Below are 18760 nucleotides of genomic sequence, written 5' to 3'. Positions count from 1 at the left end.
TCCCGAAGAACCGGGACACAAAACGCTCAGAATAAAGGATACTGGGGTGGATCGCCTGCCTCAGCCCTTCCGTGCGATGATTATCGAGCCGGTTCTGCAGCTGCGCGGCGACAGCGCGCAGACCGACCTGCGGGGGAACCGAAGCCCGGAAGCGCGCCTGGAAGAGGCGATTGGTCTGAGCGCAGCCATCAATCTTCAGATCATTCATTCCGGTGTGGTCAAGGTGAACAACCCGAAACCGGGTACCTTGTTCGGCGAAGGCAAGGTCGCCGAACTGGCGGGCATCGTTGCAAGCGAGGATTTTGATCTGGTGGTCATAGACCATCCTCTCTCACCCGTGCAGCAGCGAAACCTGGAGCGGCGCCTCAAGACCAAGGTTATCGACAGAACCGGCCTGATCCTGGAGATTTTCGGCGATCGGGCGCGCACGAAGGAAGGCCGCCTTCAGGTCGATCTTGCCCACCTGACCTGGCAGAAAAGCCGTCTTGTGCGCTCCTGGACGCACCTTGAACGGCAAAGGGGCGGGGCCGGTTTCATGGGCGGTCCGGGCGAAACCCAGATCGAAGCCGACCGGCGGCAGATCCAGGACCGCATCATCGCACTGCAGAAGCAACTGGAGAGCGTTCGCCGCACGCGCAATCTGCACCGCAAAAAGCGCAAGAAAATACCACAGCCGGTCGTCGCGCTTGTGGGCTATACCAATGCCGGCAAGTCAACGCTGTTCAATCGTCTGACCGAAGCCGATGTCTTCGCCAAGGATCTGCTTTTCGCCACGCTGGACCCCACGCTGCGCAAGGTGACCTTGCCGCACGGCAAGGAGGTCATTCTCTCGGACACGGTGGGGTTCATCTCGGACCTGCCGACGCATCTGGTCGCCGCCTTTCGCGCGACACTTGAAGAGGTCCTGGAAGCTGATCTGATCCTGCATGTGCGCGACATTTCACATCCGGACACCGATGCGCAGGCCGAGGACGTCAAGAAAACGCTTGATGAGCTTGGTGTCGATGCGCTGACCGGAGCGCCGGTTGTCGAGGTCTGGAACAAAATCGACTGCCTTGACGCTGCATACCGGGAAAAACTGCTTGCAGAGGCCGGAGAGGACGGACCAGTGTCCGTTTCTGCATTGACGGGCGCGGGCGTCGAGCAGCTTTCGTCCCGGATTGACCGTTTCATTGCCCAGCACGATGACATTCTGAATGTTCGTCTGCCTGTGGCGGAGGGCGCTCTTCTTGCCAAGCTTTACCAGATGTCCGAGGTTCTCAACCGGGTCGACAGCGAGGAAGCGGTGACCGCAGAGGTGCGTGTTTCCGACAAGCAGCGGGGACCTTTCCGCGATCTGTTTGCCGAATATGTTGAGGCCGACGGCTAAGGAACTTTCTTTAAGCGTCAGCGGAACCGGATGCGCTGCTGGTACTGCCTGATCGCGTCAGGAAGTAACTGAAAATCGCGGCACCGAAACTCGCCAGGGTTATGAACAGGATCGCCCAAGCCGTCTCGTGGAGATGGGCAACAGCGGCCAGTGTCGCCGAAAGACAGATCATCGCCACGCGCACAAACGATCTTGCAACCGCAATGCCATTCACGCGCTGTTCCTTGGGTGCAATGTCCATGTAATAGAGGCTTAGCACGGCCCCGATGCCTCTGACCGCGACGCTCACTGTGAATATGGCCACGGCATGTATCCTGACATCGTGATCAATATCCAGAAAATGCAAGGTGGCCAGGGTTGCTCCGGAAAAGCCGACCAGAACAGCGCAGGAAAACATCACCAGCCGGTGCGATATGTTGTTCAGGGTGCCCCAGAGCGGTCCGGCGACGATGTAACCCAGCGCATAGGAAATGATGAGGGCGGTCAATCCTTTGTCCGATGCATGGTGTGCTTCCGCGGAAATCAGCGAGAAGAACGGTACGGCCAGAATGACACTGGCAAAAACGATCCTCAGTGTCACGAACTTGCGGAACCAGTCGAATTTCAGCATTTGGATGGCATTTGAGACATAGGCCATCAGGGCTTTGTAAGGAGAAGATTTCGCCCGCTCCGGAAGCGCTGATTTTTCAGCGAAATCCCTTACCGCAAGGACGGCAAAAGCCGACAGGGCGAAGCACAGGACCCCGATCGCAACAATGATCGAGTGCCTGTGCAGCGGCGGCAGTTCCAGCGTCATCTCGTGCGCGAACCATGTCATTGCCACGGCGAAAATGCCCCCAAGTGCCATCTGTGCGTATTTCAGTTTCAAACGGGCGTGAGATTTCAGGTTGTCGCTTATGAAGTCCGTCAGCAGCAATTGCTGGAATTCATCGACGATCCCCATGATGAAGACGCAAATGACGAAAACGACCATCGCCTGTGACCTGTCACCAAACAGCACGACGACAATGGTTGCTCCAAAACAAAGCGCCAGTGTCAGATCGGTCACGGACAGCGCCCGCTTTCGGTTCTGGATCCTGGCAATCGCATTGAACAGAAAAACGTCCGTCAGCGAACTCGCCAGCTGCCGGATCGAGACCAATGCGCCGATCAGAAAGATCGGCATGTCCAGGGACACTGCCAGAAACGTGAGCACGATGGACGGGCTCGCCATCATCCAGGCAGCGGTCGCAAGCGTGCTCTGTCCGGTCAGAAGCGGAAGGTTTCGGTCATGTGAACTGTCGGCTTGGTGCGTCATTGATCTGCCAGGCGTCCTGTCGGGCGGTGTCCGGTTTTCATTGTTGTTTCAGCAACCGTTACTCAAAAGCTAAGGATCACCCAAAGTTAGTTTCATGCACTTGTGTTGAAATTGGTGCGCCAGAGAACAAAAAACACCGATCCGGTTCGAAACCGGGTATTCGGTATTCGATTCAGTTTCCGGATTTTCCAATGGATGATGAAAGACTTGATGGGTGCGATTCAACACCGTCTTGCACAAGGTGGCTTGATGCCCTGTTCAATCGGTCCTTGTTCGCAGGAGGTCATTGAGGCGCTCAAGCCGTTGCCGGTACCCGCCGGTTCTTGAGAATGCGAGCACAAGCGGGTGTTTTTCCAGCGTGTCTACGTCCGGGTCGATGCCGTTCAACTGAAGCTTGTCGGCAAGGTGCAACAGCACGGCGGGATCGCTCAGCGCTGCATCTATGCGTCCGGCCGCAAGCACACGCACGAGGTCTTCCTCGTTCTCAGAGCCGTCTTCAGGCTGATAGTGCTGGTAAATCAGTCGTTGGATCGGTGCCGGATAGACATGGCCGGCGACAAATCCCACGCGGTATTCTTGAAAGAGGCGATCGATACAGGATGTTGCGAGCGTCGTTTCCACGCGCTTGATGACGGCAATACGGGAAAAATCGACCGGATCTGAGGCCATGAAATGCTGGTTGACTTCGGTCGGCCAGGCCGGAAAGACGCCGATGTAATCCCTGGACATGGCAACGGCCCTTGCCCTTGACCAGGGCATGAAATCGACTTCAAGCGAAATACCCGCACGGTTCAGGACCGTCCGCAACTTGTTGATCGCGCGGCCGTTGTCCGGAAGATCCGACCCGGCATAGGGCGGCCATTCGGGGCTCGCGATTTTCCATGTCTCGGACTGCGCATGTTCGGCCGAAAAAATGGCCATCAGGAACCCGAGAATACAGGCTGCAAGACGTGTTTCAAAACGTGCGAACGTCAACATGCAACCACTATTGCATTCAACTAACGCTGCGGAAACTGATGTGCCAGGAAAAATTCAGGTTTTCAAAAATTTATTATTACTACCTGAACACATCTTTTGATTGTTTTGCGGCCTGCCAGGCTGCTTCCATCTCTTCAAGGGACATGGCAAGGAGCGTGGTTCCGGTCTTCTCGGCGTGATCTTCAATCGCGGCAAACCGCGACCGGAATTTGCGGTTGGTTTGACGCAACGCTTCTTCGGGATCAATGTCGAGATGCCGCGCCAGATTGGCGAGGGCGAAAAGCGTATCCCCGAGTTCATCTGCGATGCGCGTCTTGTCCGGTGCGCTTTGGGAGAGTTCCTCGTCGAGTTCGTGCGTTTCCTCGCGGATTTTTTCAAGCACGAGACGCGCATCGTTCCAGTCAAAGCCGACCTTGGAGGCCTTGCGCTGCAGTTTTTCCGCCTCCTGAAGCGCGGGGAAGGCGGTTGGCACCTCGTCCAGAAACCTTTGCCTGTGCTCTTCAAGCCCGTGCGCCTGCCTTTCGGCAAGCTTCTCAGCCTTTTCCTCGGCCTTGATCCGTTCCCAGATGCCCTTGACGTGTTCCGCCTTTTCGCCGTTTTCGTCGCCGAAAACATGCGGATGGCGGCGGATCATTTTCCTGGTGACGCCTTCAACGACGTCTCCAAAATCGAAGTGTTTTTCTTCCTCCGCCATGCGGGCGTGATAGACGACCTGAAGCAGCAGATCGCCCAGTTCCTCGCGTAAATCCAGCATGTCGTTCTTTGCGATCGCATCGGCGACCTCATAGGCTTCTTCAAGCGTATAGGGAGCAATCGTCGCGAAGGTCTGTTCCAGATCCCAGGGGCAGCCGGTGACAGGTGTGCGAAGCGCTGCCATGATTTCGATAAGGCGGGCAATGTCACGGCTGGGTGTCATGAGGGCGCTTTTCCCAATTGCTTCTCAATTCCTGCGAAAGCCCGAAACCAACGGGGCCGTGGTTCGGCAAGTATTACCGCCGCCGGCAGGTCGATTTGATCCCGGATGATGCCTTTTGGCATATCCGGGACGACAAGTGGAGAGGCAATCTATCCCCGAATGGACGGATGCCAGAAGGTGACGGCGCGTTCCAGGAGCGCGATGATGCCGTAGAAGAGCGATCCGGCCAGGGCGGCAATTGCGATCTCCGCCCAGACCATGTCCACATTCATGCGTCCGACTTCCGTGGAAATGCGGAAGCCCATGCCGACGATCGGCGTGCCGAAGAACTCGGCGACGATTGCACCGATCAGGGCGAGGGTGGAATTGATCTTCAGGGCATTGAAGATAAACGGCATGGCCATCGGCAGGCGCAGCTTGAAGAGGGTTTGCCAGTAGTTCGAGGCGTAGGTCCGCATCAGGTCGCGTTGCATCGCGTCGGAAGCGGCCAGTCCCGAGACCGTGTTAACCAGCATCGGGAAGAAGGTCATGATCACGACAACGGCGGCCTTGGACGGCCAGTCGAAGCCGAACCACATCACCATGATCGGTGCAACGCCGATGATTGGCAGCGCCGAGACGAGATTTCCGATGGGCAGCAGGCCACGGCGCAGAAACGGCACGCGATCCACGAGAATGGCGATGAGGAACGCGGAGCCGCAGCCCATGGCATATCCTGCCAGCACGGCTTTCAGGAAGGTCTGCTGGAAGTCCGCCCAGAGCGTCGGCACGGATGTGGCCAGACGCACCCAGATTTCGGACGGGGCCGGGAGCAGCACTTTCGGCACGCCTGCACCGGTGACGATAACTTCCCAGAGGAGCAGGATCGCAATTCCGAATAGCGCGGGAATGGCAAGGTTGACGAGGCGCGCTGCGGCGGGCGAAGCGGTCTTCCAGATCGCCAGCCTTTCAACAAACAGCCAGGACGCGGCCCAGGTGGCGGCCGTCAATGCCCAGAAACCGAGCGCGGCCTCGCCTTCGTAGCGTGTCGCAGCGCCGATCAACAGCCATGCGGAGATCGCAGTCACGAGCCCGAGGACCAGATCGCCAAACCGGTTGCGCATGAAGCCCAGTTCGTAGCGGACAGCGGCGATGCCCAGGATTACCAGGCAGATCGACAGGCGCGGAACGTCCATCACGCCGAGATCCGGTTCGAAGATGCGGCTGAAAAGACCGACGATGACCATGGCAACGATGAACCACGCCAGGATGGCAGGCATATCAAAACGCCGCTTGGAGACAGTTGCAGGTGTCATTGTGCCATCCCCATCCGCTTGAGCGCGACTTTTTCCATGATGCCGATCAGGGCCACGAGCGAGCCGGCGAGGATCGCCGCAACGATCAGCGCGGACCAGATCTGGATCGTCTGTCCGTAATAGGACCCGGCCAGCAGACGGGCTCCAAGACCCGCCACGGCACCGGTCGGCAGTTCACCGACAATGGCTCCGACCAGCGATGCCGCCATGCCGATCTTCATGGATGTGAACAGAAAGGGCACGGCGTAGGGCAGGCGCAGTTTCCAGAAGGCCTGGACCCTCGTTGCCGAATAGGTGTGCATGAGATCCATATGGATGACTTCCGGAGATCTCAGGCCCTTCACCATGCCGACAGTGACCGGAAAGAAAGACAGGTAGGTGGAAATCATCGCCTTGGGCAACAGTCCGGAAACGCCGATGGCGTTCAAAACCACAATGATCATCGGTGCAATCGCAAGGATCGGAATGGTCTGTGAAGAAATGATCCAGGGCATCAGGGACTTGTCGAGGACACGCGAGTGCACGATTCCGACGGCAAGCAATATGCCCAGCGTCGTGCCGATCAGGAAACCGAGCAGCGTCGAGGAAAGCGTGATGCTGCTGTGGTAGATCAGCGAGCGCTTGGAGGTGATCTTCTTTTCAACCGTTGTGTTCCAGATCTCGACAACGACCTGATGGGGGGCAGGCAGCACCGGCCGTTCCTGCGCCCAGGTATCGGCGATGAGCTGGGTGAATTGCACATGCTCCTGACCGGCGCGCTCGTACATATCCTGTTGGAACGGGGTGTTGAGTGCGGCTGCCGCGATGTACCAGATCGCGAGGATCGCCAGGACAACGACGGTCACCGGCCCGACCGTACCGGACATCAGCCCGGCGAAGGGGCTGAGATTGGTGCGGGGTGAGGAGAGGGTGGTGTCGGTCATGCGGCCACTCCTTCCGGTTGCCAGCTATAGAGTATGTCCGGCAGGTTTTCCTCGTTGTCTCCGTTCGTCCGGCGCTGTTCGGCAAAGCCCTCGCGCTCGTAGAACCTTTGCGCACCGGTATTGGCCACGAAGGTCCAGAGACCGAGACCCGACGGGTTCGCCTGTTTGACGCGGCTCAGCAATTTATGGCCAATTCCTTTGTTCCGGGCCTCCGGAGCGAGGTAGAACCCGGTGACGACGGCATCAGCGCTTGTGGCTGCAAAGCCCTGGACTTCGTTGCCATCGTTTTCCGCGACCAGGACAGCGCGATTATCAAAAACAAAGTCCGTGTGGTACCGGACAACGTCTTCAGGTGAATGGACGCGCGGCATCCAGGGCGTCTCGTCGATCCAGCCGTTCAGGATCTCGCCACATCTTGCCATGTCGCCACGGTTAGCGTTTCGGATCTTGATGGTATCTATCGGGTCAGTCTTCATAGGAATGCCCCGCGCGCAAGCCGTCGCGGACCCGGTGCGCAATCTTCAGGAATTCCGGGGACTCGCGGATGTCCAGGTTCCGATCGCGCGGCAGGTCGCTCTCGATAACGTCGTAGATGCGGCCCGGACGCGGGCAGAGCACGACGATCTTGGTGGAGAGGAACACGGCTTCCGGGATGGAGTGGGTGACAAAGACAACCGTCTTGTTGGTCTTGGCCCAGAGTTGCAGGAGCTGCTCGTTGAGGTGATCGCGGACAATCTCGTCTAGTGCGCCGAAGGGCTCATCCATCAGCAGAAGATCCGGCTCAACCGCCAGCGCGCGGGCAATTGACGCGCGTTGCTGCATGCCGCCGGAAAGCTGCCAGGGATATTTCTTTTCAAAGCCGGCGAGGTTCACAAGTTCCATGTTCCGCGCGATACGATCCTGCTGTTCTGCTCTGGACAGACCCATGATTTCCAGCGGCAACGCGACATTCTTGGCGATCGTGCGCCAGGGATAAAGTGCGGCCGCCTGGAAGACATAACCGTAGGCGCGGTTGAGGCGCGCCTCCTGCGGAGACACGCCATTGACGGTGATCGAGCCGGCCGTGGGCTGTTCCAGATCGGCAATGACGCGCAGGAGCGTCGTCTTTCCACAGCCGGACGGACCGATAAAAGATACAAAATCGCCCTCGTCGATCTTCAGATCGATATCGGACAGGGCATGGACGGGGCCATCATTCGTCTGGAAGGTCAGAGACAGCTTGTCGATGTCGATGACCCGCTTGACATGTTCCTTCATTGCATCGTCCAGTCCGTCTTCGATTTCTGCTGCTGTCAGCATTCTCTTATCCGTTGATTGTATTCAAACACACACACCACAAAGGTCCGGCGAAAGCACAAGTTCATTCACATATGGCCAAGGCAACGCCCTGAGTGTTCAAGCTCAGACCTATCCAACGTTACCTCTCCCGTCGGGAGAGGTCGGACCGCAGGTCCGGGTGAGGGGACAAGACTATCGGTCCCCACTCCCATTCGTTCCCTCACCCTAGCCCTCTCCCACGTGGAGAGGGAACAATTTGTGCCGGCAGAAGCTTCGTTCATTGGCAATCGCGGAGGACTTCCACCATCAGACCCCGCTGGCCGGGATGCCGGTGCGCTCCACCTTGCGGGGGGCGGTCAGTTCCTTCCAGGTGCTGAGCGCCTTGTTGACGGCGTGGAACGGCTCGCGGGATACGAACTCGCCGTGGCCCTGCTGGTGGTTGACCGTGCCGTCTTCCACGGCGACGCGGCCCCGGGTCAGCGTATAGCGCGGCAGGCCCTTGACCTTCTTGCCTTCGAACACGTTGTAGTCGATCGCCGACTGCTGGTTGCCCGCCGAAATCGTCTTTTCCTTTTCCGGGTCCCAGACCACGAGATCGGCATCCGCTCCGACAAAAACCGCACCTTTTTTCGGGTAGATATTGAGAATCTTTGCAATATTGGTTGAAGTGACGGCAACGAATTCGTTCGGCGTCAGGCGGCCCGTGTTGACGCCGTAGGTCCACAGCATAGGCAGCCTGTCCTCAAGACCGCCGGTGCCGTTCGGGATCTTGGTGAAGTCGCCGACGCCGGTGCGTTTTTGCTCCGTGGTGAAGGCGCAATGATCAGTTGCAACGACCTGGAGCGAGCCGGCTGCGAGACCCGCCCAGAGCGAGTCCTGATGCTTCTTGTCCCGGAAGGGCGGCGACATCACCCGGCGCGCCGAGTGGTCCCAGTCGTGATGGTAATACTCGCTGTCATCCAGTGTCAGGTGCTGGATGAGCGGTTCGCCATAGGCGCGGATGCCGTTCTGGCGCGCGCGGCGGATGGCCTCGTGCGCCTGTTCGGACGAGGTGTGGACGATATAGACCGGGACGCCGGCCATGTCGGCGATCATGATCGCGCGGTTGGTGGCTTCGCCTTCCACTTCCGGCGGGCGGGAATGGGCATGACCTTCCGGCCCGTTGTGGCCTTCGGCGAGCAGCTTCTGCTGAAGGCTGGCGACCACGTCGCCGTTTTCTGCGTGAACAAGGGGCAGGGCGCCGAGTTCGGCACAGCGCTGGAACGAGGCGTACATCTCGTCATCGTTCACCATCAGCGCGCCCTTGTAGGCCATGAAGTGCTTGAAGGTGTTGATGCCCTTTTTCTGGACGACTTCCTGCATGTCGTTGAAGACCTGCTCGCCCCACCAGGTGATCGCCATGTGGAAGGAATAGTCGCAATGGGCCATTGTCGACTTGTTGTCCCACATCTGCAGTGCTTCCAGCAGAGACTGGCCGGGCGAGGGCAGGGCGAAGTCGACAACCATGGTTGTGCCCCCGGCAAGGGCCGCGCGTGTGCCGCTGTCGAAATTGTCGGAGGAGAATGTGCCCATGAAGGGCATTTCCAGGTGGGTATGCGGATCGATCCCGCCCGGCATGATGTAACAGCCGGTGGCGTCCAGCGTTTCGTCACCGGAAAGGTTCGGCCCGATCTCGACGATCTTGCCCCCCTCGATCTTCACATCGGCTTCATAGGACAGGTCAGCGGTGACAACCGTGCCGCCCTTGATCACTTTGCTCGCCATCATCGTTCCCCTTTGTTTTTTGCCGCGTTCCGCAGTGTTTCAGGTCCCGATCTGAGATCGGGAAAGTTCTGTGTTCTGCTGTCCAGGTCCCGGCTCAGGGCCGGGACGGCAATTCTACTATCAGTTTTGCCGCTCTATTCAGGCTTCCAACGTTCATCTTGCGCCGTCCCGGACCTGATCCGGGACCCTTGCTCAAAAGATCCTCTAATACGGGATCTGATCACTCACATCTGTCCAGTCCGGATTGGCACTCTCAATCAACTGATCTTTCCAGGCCCGTCTCCATCTCTTCAATCTTCGCTCCTGGTGCACCGCGTCAATCGCTTCTTCATAGACCTCGAAATAAACAAGCGTCTTTATGTTGTATTTCTCGGTATGGCTGCCGCGTATACCAGCTCTGTGCTGCTCGATCCTGCTTCTCAAGTCTCGCGCTGAACCTATGTAGATCGCTCCTCTCGGCCTGTTGGCCAGTATGTAAACGAAATAGGCCAACGCTCTATTGTGGTCCCGGCTCGAGGCCGGGACGGCGGAGAGAGTTGGAGCCGAATTCCATCTTGTTTTTTTTCCCTTGTTTGCTCAGCGCTGTCCCGGACCTGATCCGGGACCATTGTTTGATCGTTACCCCACGATCTCAGCCGTCTCGACAACCGCGTGGAAGAGGACATCCGCGCCGGCCTTGGCCCAGTCGCGGGTGATTTCCTCGGCTTCGTTGTGCGACAGGCCGTCAACGCACGGGCACATGATCATGGCCGTCGGGGCGACCTTGTTGATCCAGCAGGCGTCGTGTCCGGCGCCCGAGATGATGTCCCGGTGGCTGTAGCCGAGACGCTCCGCGGCATTGCGCACGGCTTCGACGCAGCCCTTGTCGAACTCGACCGGATCGAATCCGCCGACTTTTTCAAACTCAACTGCAAGGCCCATGTCGTCGCAGATCTTCTTTGCGCCGGTCTTCAGCCGCTCTTCCATGTCCTGGATAACGGCCAGATCCGGGGAACGGAAATCGATCGTGAAGACCACCTTGCCGGGGATCACGTTGCGCGAATTGGGATGAACATCGATATGGCCGGCAGCGCCGACCGCATGCGGCGCGTGGGACCAGGCGATCTCGTCAACCAGTTCAAGGATCTTCGCCATGCCGAGGCCCGCATTCTTGCGCATCGGCATCGGCGTGGACCCGGTATGACTGTCCTTGCCGGTCACGGTGACTTGCGTCCAGGAAAGGCCCTGACCATGGGTGACGACGCCGATATCCTTGCCTTCGGCTTCGAGGATCGGTCCCTGTTCGATGTGCAGCTCGAACATGGCGTGCATCTTGTCCTTGCGGGCGCCGACTTCCTCGTCACCAACCCAGCCGATGCGTTTCAGCTCATCACCGAATGACTTGCCTTCCGCGTCTTCGCGGTCATAAGCCCAATCCTGGGTGTGGACACCTGCGAAAACACCGGAGGCCAGCATTGCAGGCGCGTAGCGCGTGCCTTCCTCGTTGGTCCAGTTGGTGACGACGATCGGATGCTTCGTCTTTACCCCGAGATCATTCATGGAGCGCACCAGTTCGAGACCGCCGAGGACACCGAGAACTCCGTCATATTTGCCGCCGGTGGGCTGGGTGTCGAGATGCGAACCCACATAAACGGGCAGGGCGTCCGGATCGGTTCCGGGACGGGTCATGAACATGTTGCCCATGGTGTCGACCGCCATGGTCATGCCGGCATCCTCACACCACTTCTGGAACAGCTTGCGGCCTTCGGAATCCTCGTCGGTCAGCGTTTGCCGGTTGTTGCCGCCGGCAACACCCGGACCGATCTTGGCCATCTCCATGAGGCTGTCCCAAAGACGGTCCGCGTTGATCCTCAGGTTTTCGCCCGGAGCTGCCATCTGAAATCTCCTATTTCAATTCGGTTTCGACGAAAGACATGAGCGCGTCTCCGCCGTTGATTACGTTGTGTTCGACGCCTTCATTGCGCCGGTAGACAGTTCCGGCCGGGACAAGAACCTCGCGACTCTCGCCGCCAGGCCCTTCCAGCAGCATCTGGCAGTCGGTCAGTGCGGTGATCACGTAGTCCATTTCGTGCCGGTGCCAGCCGGTTTCCGCGCCCGGCGCAAAATCGAAGCGCGTCACGCGGACCCTGTCGTCGTCAATCAGCTGCGTGGCTGTTGCCTGTTCACGTTTCATGAAACTCAGCCTTCGTTTCAGTCCGGTCAGTCGATCGCGCTCAACACCGCGCGCAGCTTCCCGAAGAGCTCATCAATCTGTTCCTTCGAAATGATCAGCGGCGGGGAGAGGGCGATGATATCACCGGTCGTGCGGATCAGAATGCCATCATCATAAGCTTTCAGGAAGGCCGAGAATGCGCGTTTTGTAGGCTCGCCCGCAATCGGTTCCAGTTCGACGGCACCAATCAGGCCGAGATTGCGGATGTCGATCACATACGGGCAATCCTTGAGTGCGTGCAGACCGTCTTCCCAGTATTGAGCCAGTTCTGCGGCACGCGTCAGCAGATCTTCCTCGTCATAGGTGTCGAGTGTTGCAAGGGCTGCCGCACAAGCGACTGGATGGCCGGAATAGGTGTAGCCGTGGAACAGCTCGATCATGTGTTCCGGGCCGGTCATGAAGGCCTGGTAGATATCGGAGGAACAGAACACCGCCCCCATCGGGATGACGCCCGACGTGAGGCCCTTGGCCGTTGTGACCAGATCCGGCGTCACGCCAAAGAAATCCGTCGCGAAGGGCGATCCGAGACGTCCGAACCCGGTGATGACCTCGTCGAAAATCAAAAGAATGCCGTTCTCGGTGCAGATCTGACGCAGCCGCTCCAGGTAGTTCTTCGGCGGGATCAGCACGCCAGTTGAACCAGCGACCGGCTCGACGATGACGGCAGCAATGGTCGACGGATCGTGCAGCTGAATGATGCGGATCAGGTCTTCTGCGTATTCAGCACCGTTTTCCGGCATGCCGCGCGAGAACGCGTTGCGCTCCGGGTCATGGGTGTGGCGCATGTGATCGACACCGGTCAGCATCGTACCGAAGGTTCTGCGGTTTGCGACGATGCCGCCGACCGAAATGCCGCCGAAGCCGGTGCCGTGATACCCGCGTTCGCGGCCGATCAGGCGCGTGCGTGTGCCCTGTCCGATTGAACGCTGATACGCGAGTGCGATCTTCAGGGCCGTGTCGACGCTTTCCGAACCGGAATTGGTGAAGAAGACATGGTCGAGCGGCGAGGGCATCATCGCTGACAGGCGGGCTGCCAGTTCGAAGGCCTTCGGATGGCCCATCTGGAACGCGGGTGCATAGTCCAGTTCCGCGATCTGCTTCTGGACCGCTTCGACGACTTTCGGGCGGGAGTGACCCGCGTTGCAGCACCACAGGCCCGCTGTCCCGTCGAGGACCTGGCGGCCGTCGGCAGTCGTGTAGTGCATGTCCTTGGCCGAAACGAACATGCGCGGCGATTTCTTGAACTGGCGATTCGCCGTATACGGCATCCAGAAGGCTTCAAGATTGTTGGTTGCTGCCTGTGCCGGCGCTGACATGCGTCCTCCTTGCAGCCCGGGTCACGGGGCTGGCGGTTCATCTGTTCGTGCTGGAGAAAACGCCCGCGATTTATCGGCGTGCCGGGTGCAAACGCCCGCCGATGCTGGTCCTCTCACCACACTGTTCCCGGTTCTTCTTCTGGAAAGATCCAAACAAGAAACACCGATCGATCTCTGGATGGCCGTTTCGGCCGTGTCCGGCATTCGCCGGTTCTGATTATGATGATCAGATAGGTGCGGCGCTTCAAAGGTTCCCCGTTGCAGGCAACCAGATGTTCGACTAGCCTTCTGACCACTTGGTCAATTTACCCTATGAGTAATTTGACCAAATGGTCAAGATGCAATTCCATTCGGCATGACCAATTTGTGGTCAATCAGCCTCAGAAGCAGACATGACCCCCGATAAATGGCCGGATTCAAAGGATTTGACCGGTCTCGACACATGCCCGGCGAGGGGCGGCCTGAAGGCTGGAAGCGGACGTATTTTATGACAAGTCTTGATGGGCAGGGATCGGTTTCTCAGAAAAATGGAGGCCTCAGCCGGATTCAGGAGCGAAACCGTTCGCTTATTCTGGATGCCGCGTTGAGTGAATTCTCAAGGAAGGGGTTTTCGGGCGCAACGGTCGAACGCATTGCGGCGGAAGCGGGGATGTCGAAGTCGAACCTGCTCTATTACTTCTCATCCAAGGAAGCGATCTACAAGGCAACACTCGCGCATATTCTGGAAGTCTGGCTTGCGCCCCTGAAAACGCTGGATGCGGAGGGTGAACCGGCGCGGGAACTGGCTGCCTATATCCGGCAGAAGATCCAGATGTCGGCGGACTATCCGGAAGCTTCCCGGCTGTTCGCCAATGAAGTGATGCAGGGCGCCCCCCAGATCCTGCCGATCCTGGAAGGCGAATTGAAGCGTCTCGTCGAAGAGAAAGCGCAGGTCATCGAGACATGGATCGAGACCGGTAGAATGCAACGCACAGACCCTGTGCACCTGATCTTCACGATCTGGGCGACAACGCAGCACTACGCCGATTTCTCCATTCAGGTCAAAGCGTTGACGGGCAGGGACCTGAACGATCCCGTGTTTTTTGAAGACACCGTCGCCTCGGTGACCGGGCTTGTGCTCAACGGGGTCGGCCTGACGGTTCCTCAGGACGGCGGCGCGTAGTCGTGGACGACAATCCGGCAGATCCCGCTTCCGCATCGTGCATTCCGGTTCTTGGGAAGATCCACATCAGGAAGGAGGACATTTCCGAGGACTTCATTCGCGCATCCGGACCTGGAGGCCAGAATGTCAACAAGGTCTCCACCGCCGTGCAGCTGCGGTTCAACCTTGCGGGCAATGAAACCCTGCCGGAAGACGTCAAGTCCCGTGCCGCACGGATCGCCGGTAGCCGTCTTACGCAGCACGGCGAGATCATTCTTCAGGCAGATCGTTACAGAACCCGCGAGCGCAATCGCGAAGATGCGCTCGAACGTTTGCTGGATCTGCTGCGCAAGGCGCTGGAAAAGCCGAAGCCGCGCAAGGCAACCAAGCCAACGCTCGGGTCAAAGAAACGCCGTCTCGACGCCAAGAAGCAGCGCGGTCAGATCAAGAAAATGCGCGGGCGAGGGGCACGCTACGACGACTAGTGCGGTGTTCCGGCCTGCTCGCTCATGTCAGGTCATCGAAAAGCTCAGGACCGTTATGCGTGCCCAGATACCCATTGTTGTCATTGCTGACGCACCTGCCGTGAAGCCGGGGCCGTTGACGTCCTGGCTGCTGAAAAGCGAGCCACCCATATTCACCGCACTGATGCTGCACAGGCCGTATCCGGCACCCGCACCTGCGCCCGCCGTTGTCAGCCGGCCATAGCAGCCGTCCAGATCGTTGGCGCTGAAAATGCGGTTGCAGTCGATGCGCGTATAGGAGTAATGGGCCGCTTCGCCGCCGAATTCGGGAAGCGAAACACTGCCGCCGCGGCCTCCGAAGCCCAGACCGCCGCCTGCAAAGCCATAAAGACCGGCATAGTTTGCAGCGCGGCTTCTGAAGATGAACGTCCAGTATCCGCCGGCGATACCTGCACCGACGCCGCCGTCCATGTAGCCGGAGACTTCCCAGTCAGATGCGTTATGCGTCGCGCTCATGAAAGTGTTCTCGCGTGTTTTTCGTCCATGGACCCGAAACCGGTCGGGCGCAGGCCTTACGTTGCTGCGATTCTAACATAGCTGAGCGGCAGCGTGTGTCCTGTGGTGTGAATCACACTCAGTTGTTTTGGCCAAAGCTGCCGCGTTCTGCCGGATCGATCAGGTCGATCTACCGAGACGCAGCGTGAAAATACCAGCCAGAAACAGGCAACTCGCGCCCGCACGATTGAGGATCTTTCGTGCCAGTGGTTTGTCAAACCAGGATCTCAGACCGGCAGCGAAGAAAAGCCACCCGAGGCTGTTCAGCGCGGCAACCACCAGGAACGTCGGGACGAGAATGACGAACTGTTCGAAAACGGGACCAGAAGTGCTGACAAACTGGGGTACGAATGCGACGTAGAAGGCTGGTCCCTTGGGATTGAGCACGCTTATCAGGAGCGATTGCCAGAACAGGGTCTTGAGTGTTTTTCGTTCCGTTGTGTTGCTCGTCGAGTGTTCGTCTGTCCGGGATGTCCAGAGCCCGTAGGCCAGCCAGACGAGATAGATTGCGCCGGCGATCTTCAGGAGCGTGAACAAGAATGCGGACGTCGCCAGCAACGCGCCAGCGCCCAGTAGCGAAACGGACATTGTCAGAAACGCTCCCAAGACAACGCCTGGAACGGTCGCGAAGCCGGATCGCTTGCCGTCGGTAATCGCGTAGTTCACCGTCAAAACGATGTTGGGGCCCGGGATCAGGACAACGATGAAGCTCGCAACAACAAAGGCGATCCATGTTTCGTAGGTCATTTTTCATCCTGCGCGTTGCCGGGGTCGCCAACTAAACGCAAAGCCTGGTGATCAGGAAAGCGAAAAGATGATTTCGCCAATGTCTTCGAATGCGCTCGTACCAGGTGCGGCTCGCTACGGAGGTCGGGTCGAGGCTCCCACAGACGGACGTTTGCTGGGGAGGCGTGTTTTGCGTAATCAGATCAGTGTCCATACATGCCAGCCTGTGCACCAATCCATAATTCGCATAATCAATATTATGGAACTTATTTATTTGGGTGAATTAGCGCGTGATTTCAGGCTCTTGGCGCGACGTTGCGCATTGCACACTTTATGGCGTCATGACTCATCATCGTCCGCTGCATCAATCACCCGCACCGCGATATCGAATGAAAAACCCGCGCGGCACATCGCAGCCAGGTCTCTTTCCCTGCGCGCCTGTCTGTCCGTGCTGTTTCGAAACGGACCAAGCCTGCGCCGACGCGCATAAACGCCGGCGGCATCTTCCTCGGACACGCTGACGCCATCCAGGACGGACCGGATCGTTTCACGGTCGACACCTTTATGCGCCAGCTGCGCCTCGATCTTCCGGCGCGAACCGCCACGGCGCCTGAGGCTTGCCGTCTTGGTTTCGGCATAGGTCCGGTCATCGACAAGGCCGGAACCGGTGCATTTCTGAACAACCGCATCGATCATGCCGGCGAAGTCTGCCGGATCGCGGTCGTGATGACGGCAGGCTTTCAGAACGCGCCGTTCCAGCACCTTGCGCAGATTGTTTTCAGACGAACTGTAACGTTCCAGATAGTGAACGGCCGACCGCGTCAGGCGTTCGATTGTCGGCAGTTTCGGGCTTGATTTACCCGCCATGTCTCACGGGACCGGTTGCGTCTTCCAGCGCTGTCAGATCGATCTGCAGCCCGTCATAGGCAGGCTGGATCGTTTCCGGCAGTTCGCGGCTCAACTCCGCATAGTCGAGATCGCAATGCAGGTTCGTGAAAACCGCATTTTTCGGCGCAATCCTCTCGGTCCATTCCAGCGAATCCTCGAGGCAGAAATGGCTTGGATGCGGTGTTCGACGGAGGCAGTCCAAAATGAGAAAATTCAAATTTTTCAGTCTATTGAGAGATGTTTCTGATATGTCAGATACATCTGGAATATACGCCGCGTCGTCTACCCTGTAACCGAGCGCATCTATGTCACCATGGGTGACTGCAATCGGCTCAAATGTCAGTGTGCCGCCGTCTCCGACGATTTCGACGGACGTGCCCTGTTCGACGGAACGACGCTCGAGTATCGGCGGATAGTTTGATCCGTCCGGCTTTTCGAAACAGTAGCGGAAGGCTTCCAGTGCGCGCTGGTACGTTTCATCGTCCATGTAGACCGGCGTCCGGCGGCGGCTGAGCAGCCAGAAGGCGCGCAGGTCATCGATCCCGTGCAAGTGGTCGGCGTGTGCATGTGTATAGAGCACCGCGTCGACGTGGCTGACATTCGTTTTCAGCATCTGTTCACGCAGGTCCGGCCCGGTGTCGATCAGGACGGTCGTACATCCGTATTCGCCCCGTTTTTCAACCAGCAGCGAGCAGCGCATCCTGCGGTTTCTTGGCTCATTCGGATCACAGACACCCCAGTCATTCCCGATGCGCGGCACGCCCGCGGAAGATCCGCAGCCGAGGATCGTCAGGCGGACGCTCATTGCGGTGCGGTCCTCTCGAATCCGGCCGGTCTTGGAACCTTCTGAAAGAGACGGAAGAAATTCTCTGTCGTTTGACGCGCCATCTCTTCTTCGGAAACGCCCCGTGTTTCGGCGAGAACCGCCGCTGTCATGGCCGTGTACGCCGGTTCGTTGCGTTTGCCGCGCCGGGGCTGCGGCGCCAGATAGGGCGCGTCGGTCTCAACCAGAAGCCTGTCTGCCGGCAAGTCCCGCGCGATTGCGCGCAGTTCCTCTGATTTCTTGAAAGTCAGGATGCCGGAAAAGGAAACATAAAGGCCGAGTTCAATGCCCGTAAGTGCCAGGTCTCGTCCGGATGAAAAACAGTGCAGGAGAGCAGGGAAGGCCCCCTTCCCCATTTCATCGCGCAGGATCGCGGCCATGTCGTCGTCGGCATCGCGCGCATGGATGACGAGAGGCAGGCCAGTCTGCCGCGCGGCCTCGATATGCGTGCGCAGCCCTTCGGCCTGTGCGTCGCGCGGAGCCTTGTCGTAGAAATAGTCCAGGCCGGCTTCGCCGATCGCAACGACTTTCGGATGTGCTGCCAGTGAAACGATCTCTTCGGCCGGAATACCGCGTTCAACGCCGGCATTGTGGGGATGCGTGCCAACGGAGCAGTAGACCTCGTCATAAGCCTCCGCGATCGCCCTGATCCGGTCGAACTTGCGGATATGGGTGCAGATCGTGACCATGAGATCGACGCCGGCAGCATGCGCCCGGGAGATCAGGTCATCCCGTTCGTTGTCGAAATCGGGAAAATCGAGGTGGCAATGACTGTCGACGAGCATAAAGGATCCTGGAAGCGAGACTGTTCGGCG

20 protein-coding genes are annotated in these 18760 nt (G+C 58.5%); 3 read left to right on the top strand and 17 right to left on the bottom strand.

Annotated elements, in window-relative coordinates:
- The first annotated feature begins 76 nt into the window (after nucleotides 1–76).
- Nucleotides 77–1369, top strand: coding sequence for a GTPase HflX (gene hflX, locus RBB49_RS17110; protein WP_306144130.1), 1293 nt, complete (start codon nucleotides 77–79; stop codon nucleotides 1367–1369).
- A gap of 10 nt (nucleotides 1370–1379) precedes the next feature.
- Here the strand turns inward: hflX and RBB49_RS17105 are convergent, their stop codons facing one another.
- The 12 genes from RBB49_RS17105 to RBB49_RS17050 all read right to left on the bottom strand — a co-directional run bounded on the left by RBB49_RS17105 (nucleotide 1380) and on the right by RBB49_RS17050 (nucleotide 13348).
- Nucleotides 1380–2666, bottom strand: a complete 1287-nt coding sequence (locus RBB49_RS17105; RefSeq protein ID WP_306144062.1) for an MFS transporter — start codon at nucleotides 2664–2666, stop codon at nucleotides 1380–1382.
- Between the two features lie 258 nt (nucleotides 2667–2924).
- The gene (locus RBB49_RS17100; RefSeq protein WP_306144061.1) at nucleotides 2925–3644 is read right to left on the bottom strand and encodes a hypothetical protein; all 720 of its coding nucleotides are present in this window, start codon (nucleotides 3642–3644) and stop codon (nucleotides 2925–2927) included.
- Nucleotides 3645–3723: 79 nt separating this feature from the next.
- Nucleotides 3724–4560 carry a nucleoside triphosphate pyrophosphohydrolase gene (gene mazG, locus RBB49_RS17095; protein WP_306144060.1) on the bottom strand — a complete coding sequence of 279 codons (837 nt, stop codon included), beginning with the start codon at nucleotides 4558–4560 and terminating at the stop codon, nucleotides 3724–3726.
- Nucleotides 4561–4709: 149 nt separating this feature from the next.
- Nucleotides 4710–5855: an ABC transporter permease gene (locus RBB49_RS17090; protein WP_306144059.1), complete on the bottom strand. Its 1146-nt coding sequence runs from the start codon at nucleotides 5853–5855 to the stop codon at nucleotides 4710–4712.
- Entirely contained in the window at nucleotides 5852–6721 is an 870-nt protein-coding gene (locus tag RBB49_RS17085) for an ABC transporter permease (protein ID WP_306144129.1), read from the bottom strand. The genes RBB49_RS17090 and RBB49_RS17085 overlap by 4 nt, the downstream gene beginning before the upstream one ends.
- A 53-nt stretch (nucleotides 6722–6774) precedes the next feature.
- Nucleotides 6775–7254 carry a GNAT family N-acetyltransferase gene (locus RBB49_RS17080; protein ID WP_306144058.1) on the bottom strand — a complete coding sequence of 160 codons (480 nt, stop codon included), beginning with the start codon at nucleotides 7252–7254 and terminating at the stop codon, nucleotides 6775–6777.
- Nucleotides 7244–8035, bottom strand: a complete 792-nt coding sequence (locus RBB49_RS17075; protein WP_306144128.1) for an ABC transporter ATP-binding protein — start codon at nucleotides 8033–8035, stop codon at nucleotides 7244–7246. The genes RBB49_RS17080 and RBB49_RS17075 overlap by 11 nt, the downstream gene beginning before the upstream one ends.
- 327 nt (nucleotides 8036–8362) lie before the next feature.
- Nucleotides 8363–9820: a dihydropyrimidinase gene (gene hydA, locus RBB49_RS17070; protein WP_306144057.1), complete on the bottom strand. Its 1458-nt coding sequence runs from the start codon at nucleotides 9818–9820 to the stop codon at nucleotides 8363–8365.
- 204 nt (nucleotides 9821–10024) lie between these two features.
- On the bottom strand, nucleotides 10025–10312 hold the full coding sequence (locus RBB49_RS17065) for a GIY-YIG nuclease family protein (protein WP_306144056.1): 288 nt from the start codon (nucleotides 10310–10312) through the stop codon (nucleotides 10025–10027).
- Nucleotides 10313–10438: 126 nt separating this feature from the next.
- A complete protein-coding gene (locus tag RBB49_RS17060) occupies nucleotides 10439–11695 on the bottom strand; it encodes a Zn-dependent hydrolase (RefSeq protein WP_306144055.1) in 1257 nt (418 codons plus the stop codon).
- Nucleotides 11696–11705: 10 nt separating this feature from the next.
- Nucleotides 11706–11993: a cupin domain-containing protein gene (locus RBB49_RS17055; RefSeq protein WP_306144053.1), complete on the bottom strand. Its 288-nt coding sequence runs from the start codon at nucleotides 11991–11993 to the stop codon at nucleotides 11706–11708.
- Nucleotides 11994–12019: 26 nt separating this feature from the next.
- Nucleotides 12020–13348 carry an aspartate aminotransferase family protein gene (locus tag RBB49_RS17050; protein WP_306144052.1) on the bottom strand — a complete coding sequence of 443 codons (1329 nt, stop codon included), beginning with the start codon at nucleotides 13346–13348 and terminating at the stop codon, nucleotides 12020–12022.
- A gap of 487 nt (nucleotides 13349–13835) precedes the next feature.
- Between RBB49_RS17050 and rutR the strand changes: the two genes are divergently transcribed.
- Both rutR and arfB read left to right on the top strand, forming a co-directional pair.
- On the top strand, nucleotides 13836–14510 hold the full coding sequence (rutR, locus tag RBB49_RS17045; RefSeq protein ID WP_306144051.1) for an HTH-type transcriptional regulator RutR: 675 nt from the start codon (nucleotides 13836–13838) through the stop codon (nucleotides 14508–14510).
- Between the two features lie 2 nt (nucleotides 14511–14512).
- A complete protein-coding gene (gene arfB / locus RBB49_RS17040) occupies nucleotides 14513–14974 on the top strand; it encodes an alternative ribosome rescue aminoacyl-tRNA hydrolase ArfB (protein WP_306144050.1) in 462 nt (153 codons plus the stop codon).
- Nucleotides 14975–15001: 27 nt separating this feature from the next.
- Here the strand turns inward: arfB and RBB49_RS17035 are convergent, their stop codons facing one another.
- From RBB49_RS17035 to RBB49_RS17015, 5 genes are all read right to left on the bottom strand, one after another.
- Complete coding sequence (locus RBB49_RS17035; RefSeq protein ID WP_306144048.1) at nucleotides 15002–15469, bottom strand: hypothetical protein; 468 nt, start codon at nucleotides 15467–15469, stop codon at nucleotides 15002–15004.
- A gap of 159 nt (nucleotides 15470–15628) precedes the next feature.
- Nucleotides 15629–16255, bottom strand: a complete 627-nt coding sequence (locus RBB49_RS17030) for a LysE family translocator (RefSeq protein ID WP_306144047.1) — start codon at nucleotides 16253–16255, stop codon at nucleotides 15629–15631.
- Between the two features lie 318 nt (nucleotides 16256–16573).
- Nucleotides 16574–17101: a regulatory protein RecX gene (locus tag RBB49_RS17025; protein WP_306144046.1), complete on the bottom strand. Its 528-nt coding sequence runs from the start codon at nucleotides 17099–17101 to the stop codon at nucleotides 16574–16576.
- Nucleotides 17091–17927 carry an MBL fold metallo-hydrolase gene (locus tag RBB49_RS17020; protein WP_306144045.1) on the bottom strand — a complete coding sequence of 279 codons (837 nt, stop codon included), beginning with the start codon at nucleotides 17925–17927 and terminating at the stop codon, nucleotides 17091–17093. The genes RBB49_RS17025 and RBB49_RS17020 overlap by 11 nt, the downstream gene beginning before the upstream one ends.
- Entirely contained in the window at nucleotides 17924–18730 is an 807-nt protein-coding gene (locus RBB49_RS17015; RefSeq protein WP_306144044.1) for a TatD family hydrolase, read from the bottom strand. Before RBB49_RS17015 ends, RBB49_RS17020 begins: the two co-directional genes overlap by 4 nt.
- Nucleotides 18731–18760: the final 30 nt, after the last annotated feature.

It is taken from the genome of Roseibium sp. MMSF_3412 (assembly GCF_030733265.1).
GTDB lineage: Bacteria > Pseudomonadota > Alphaproteobacteria > Rhizobiales > Stappiaceae > Roseibium.
The sequence above is the reverse complement of the archived record's forward strand: the minus strand, read 5'-3'. Positions and strand labels throughout refer to the sequence as shown.

Coding starts and splice junctions, on each gene's coding strand:
- hflX (WP_306144130.1), top strand. CDS start 77: ATGATTATCGAGCCGGTTCTGCAGCTGCGCGGCGACAGCGCGCAGACC.
- RBB49_RS17105 (WP_306144062.1), bottom strand. CDS start 2,666: ATGACGCACCAAGCCGACAGTTCACATGACCGAAACCTTCCGCTTCTG.
- RBB49_RS17100 (WP_306144061.1), bottom strand. CDS start 3,644: ATGTTGACGTTCGCACGTTTTGAAACACGTCTTGCAGCCTGTATTCTC.
- mazG (WP_306144060.1), bottom strand. CDS start 4,560: ATGACACCCAGCCGTGACATTGCCCGCCTTATCGAAATCATGGCAGCG.
- RBB49_RS17090 (WP_306144059.1), bottom strand. CDS start 5,855: ATGACACCTGCAACTGTCTCCAAGCGGCGTTTTGATATGCCTGCCATC.
- RBB49_RS17085 (WP_306144129.1), bottom strand. CDS start 6,721: ATGTCCGGTACGGTCGGGCCGGTGACCGTCGTTGTCCTGGCGATCCTC.
- RBB49_RS17080 (WP_306144058.1), bottom strand. CDS start 7,254: ATGAAGACTGACCCGATAGATACCATCAAGATCCGAAACGCTAACCGT.
- RBB49_RS17075 (WP_306144128.1), bottom strand. CDS start 8,035: ATGAAGGAACATGTCAAGCGGGTCATCGACATCGACAAGCTGTCTCTG.
- hydA (WP_306144057.1), bottom strand. CDS start 9,820: ATGGCGAGCAAAGTGATCAAGGGCGGCACGGTTGTCACCGCTGACCTG.
- RBB49_RS17060 (WP_306144055.1), bottom strand. CDS start 11,695: ATGGCAGCTCCGGGCGAAAACCTGAGGATCAACGCGGACCGTCTTTGG.
- RBB49_RS17055 (WP_306144053.1), bottom strand. CDS start 11,993: ATGAAACGTGAACAGGCAACAGCCACGCAGCTGATTGACGACGACAGG.
- RBB49_RS17050 (WP_306144052.1), bottom strand. CDS start 13,348: ATGTCAGCGCCGGCACAGGCAGCAACCAACAATCTTGAAGCCTTCTGG.
- rutR (WP_306144051.1), top strand. CDS start 13,836: ATGACAAGTCTTGATGGGCAGGGATCGGTTTCTCAGAAAAATGGAGGC.
- RBB49_RS17035 (WP_306144048.1), bottom strand. CDS start 15,469: ATGAGCGCGACGCATAACGCATCTGACTGGGAAGTCTCCGGCTACATG.
- RBB49_RS17030 (WP_306144047.1), bottom strand. CDS start 16,255: ATGACCTACGAAACATGGATCGCCTTTGTTGTTGCGAGCTTCATCGTT.
- RBB49_RS17025 (WP_306144046.1), bottom strand. CDS start 17,101: ATGGCGGGTAAATCAAGCCCGAAACTGCCGACAATCGAACGCCTGACG.
- RBB49_RS17020 (WP_306144045.1), bottom strand. CDS start 17,927: ATGAGCGTCCGCCTGACGATCCTCGGCTGCGGATCTTCCGCGGGCGTG.
- RBB49_RS17015 (WP_306144044.1), bottom strand. CDS start 18,730: ATGCTCGTCGACAGTCATTGCCACCTCGATTTTCCCGATTTCGACAAC.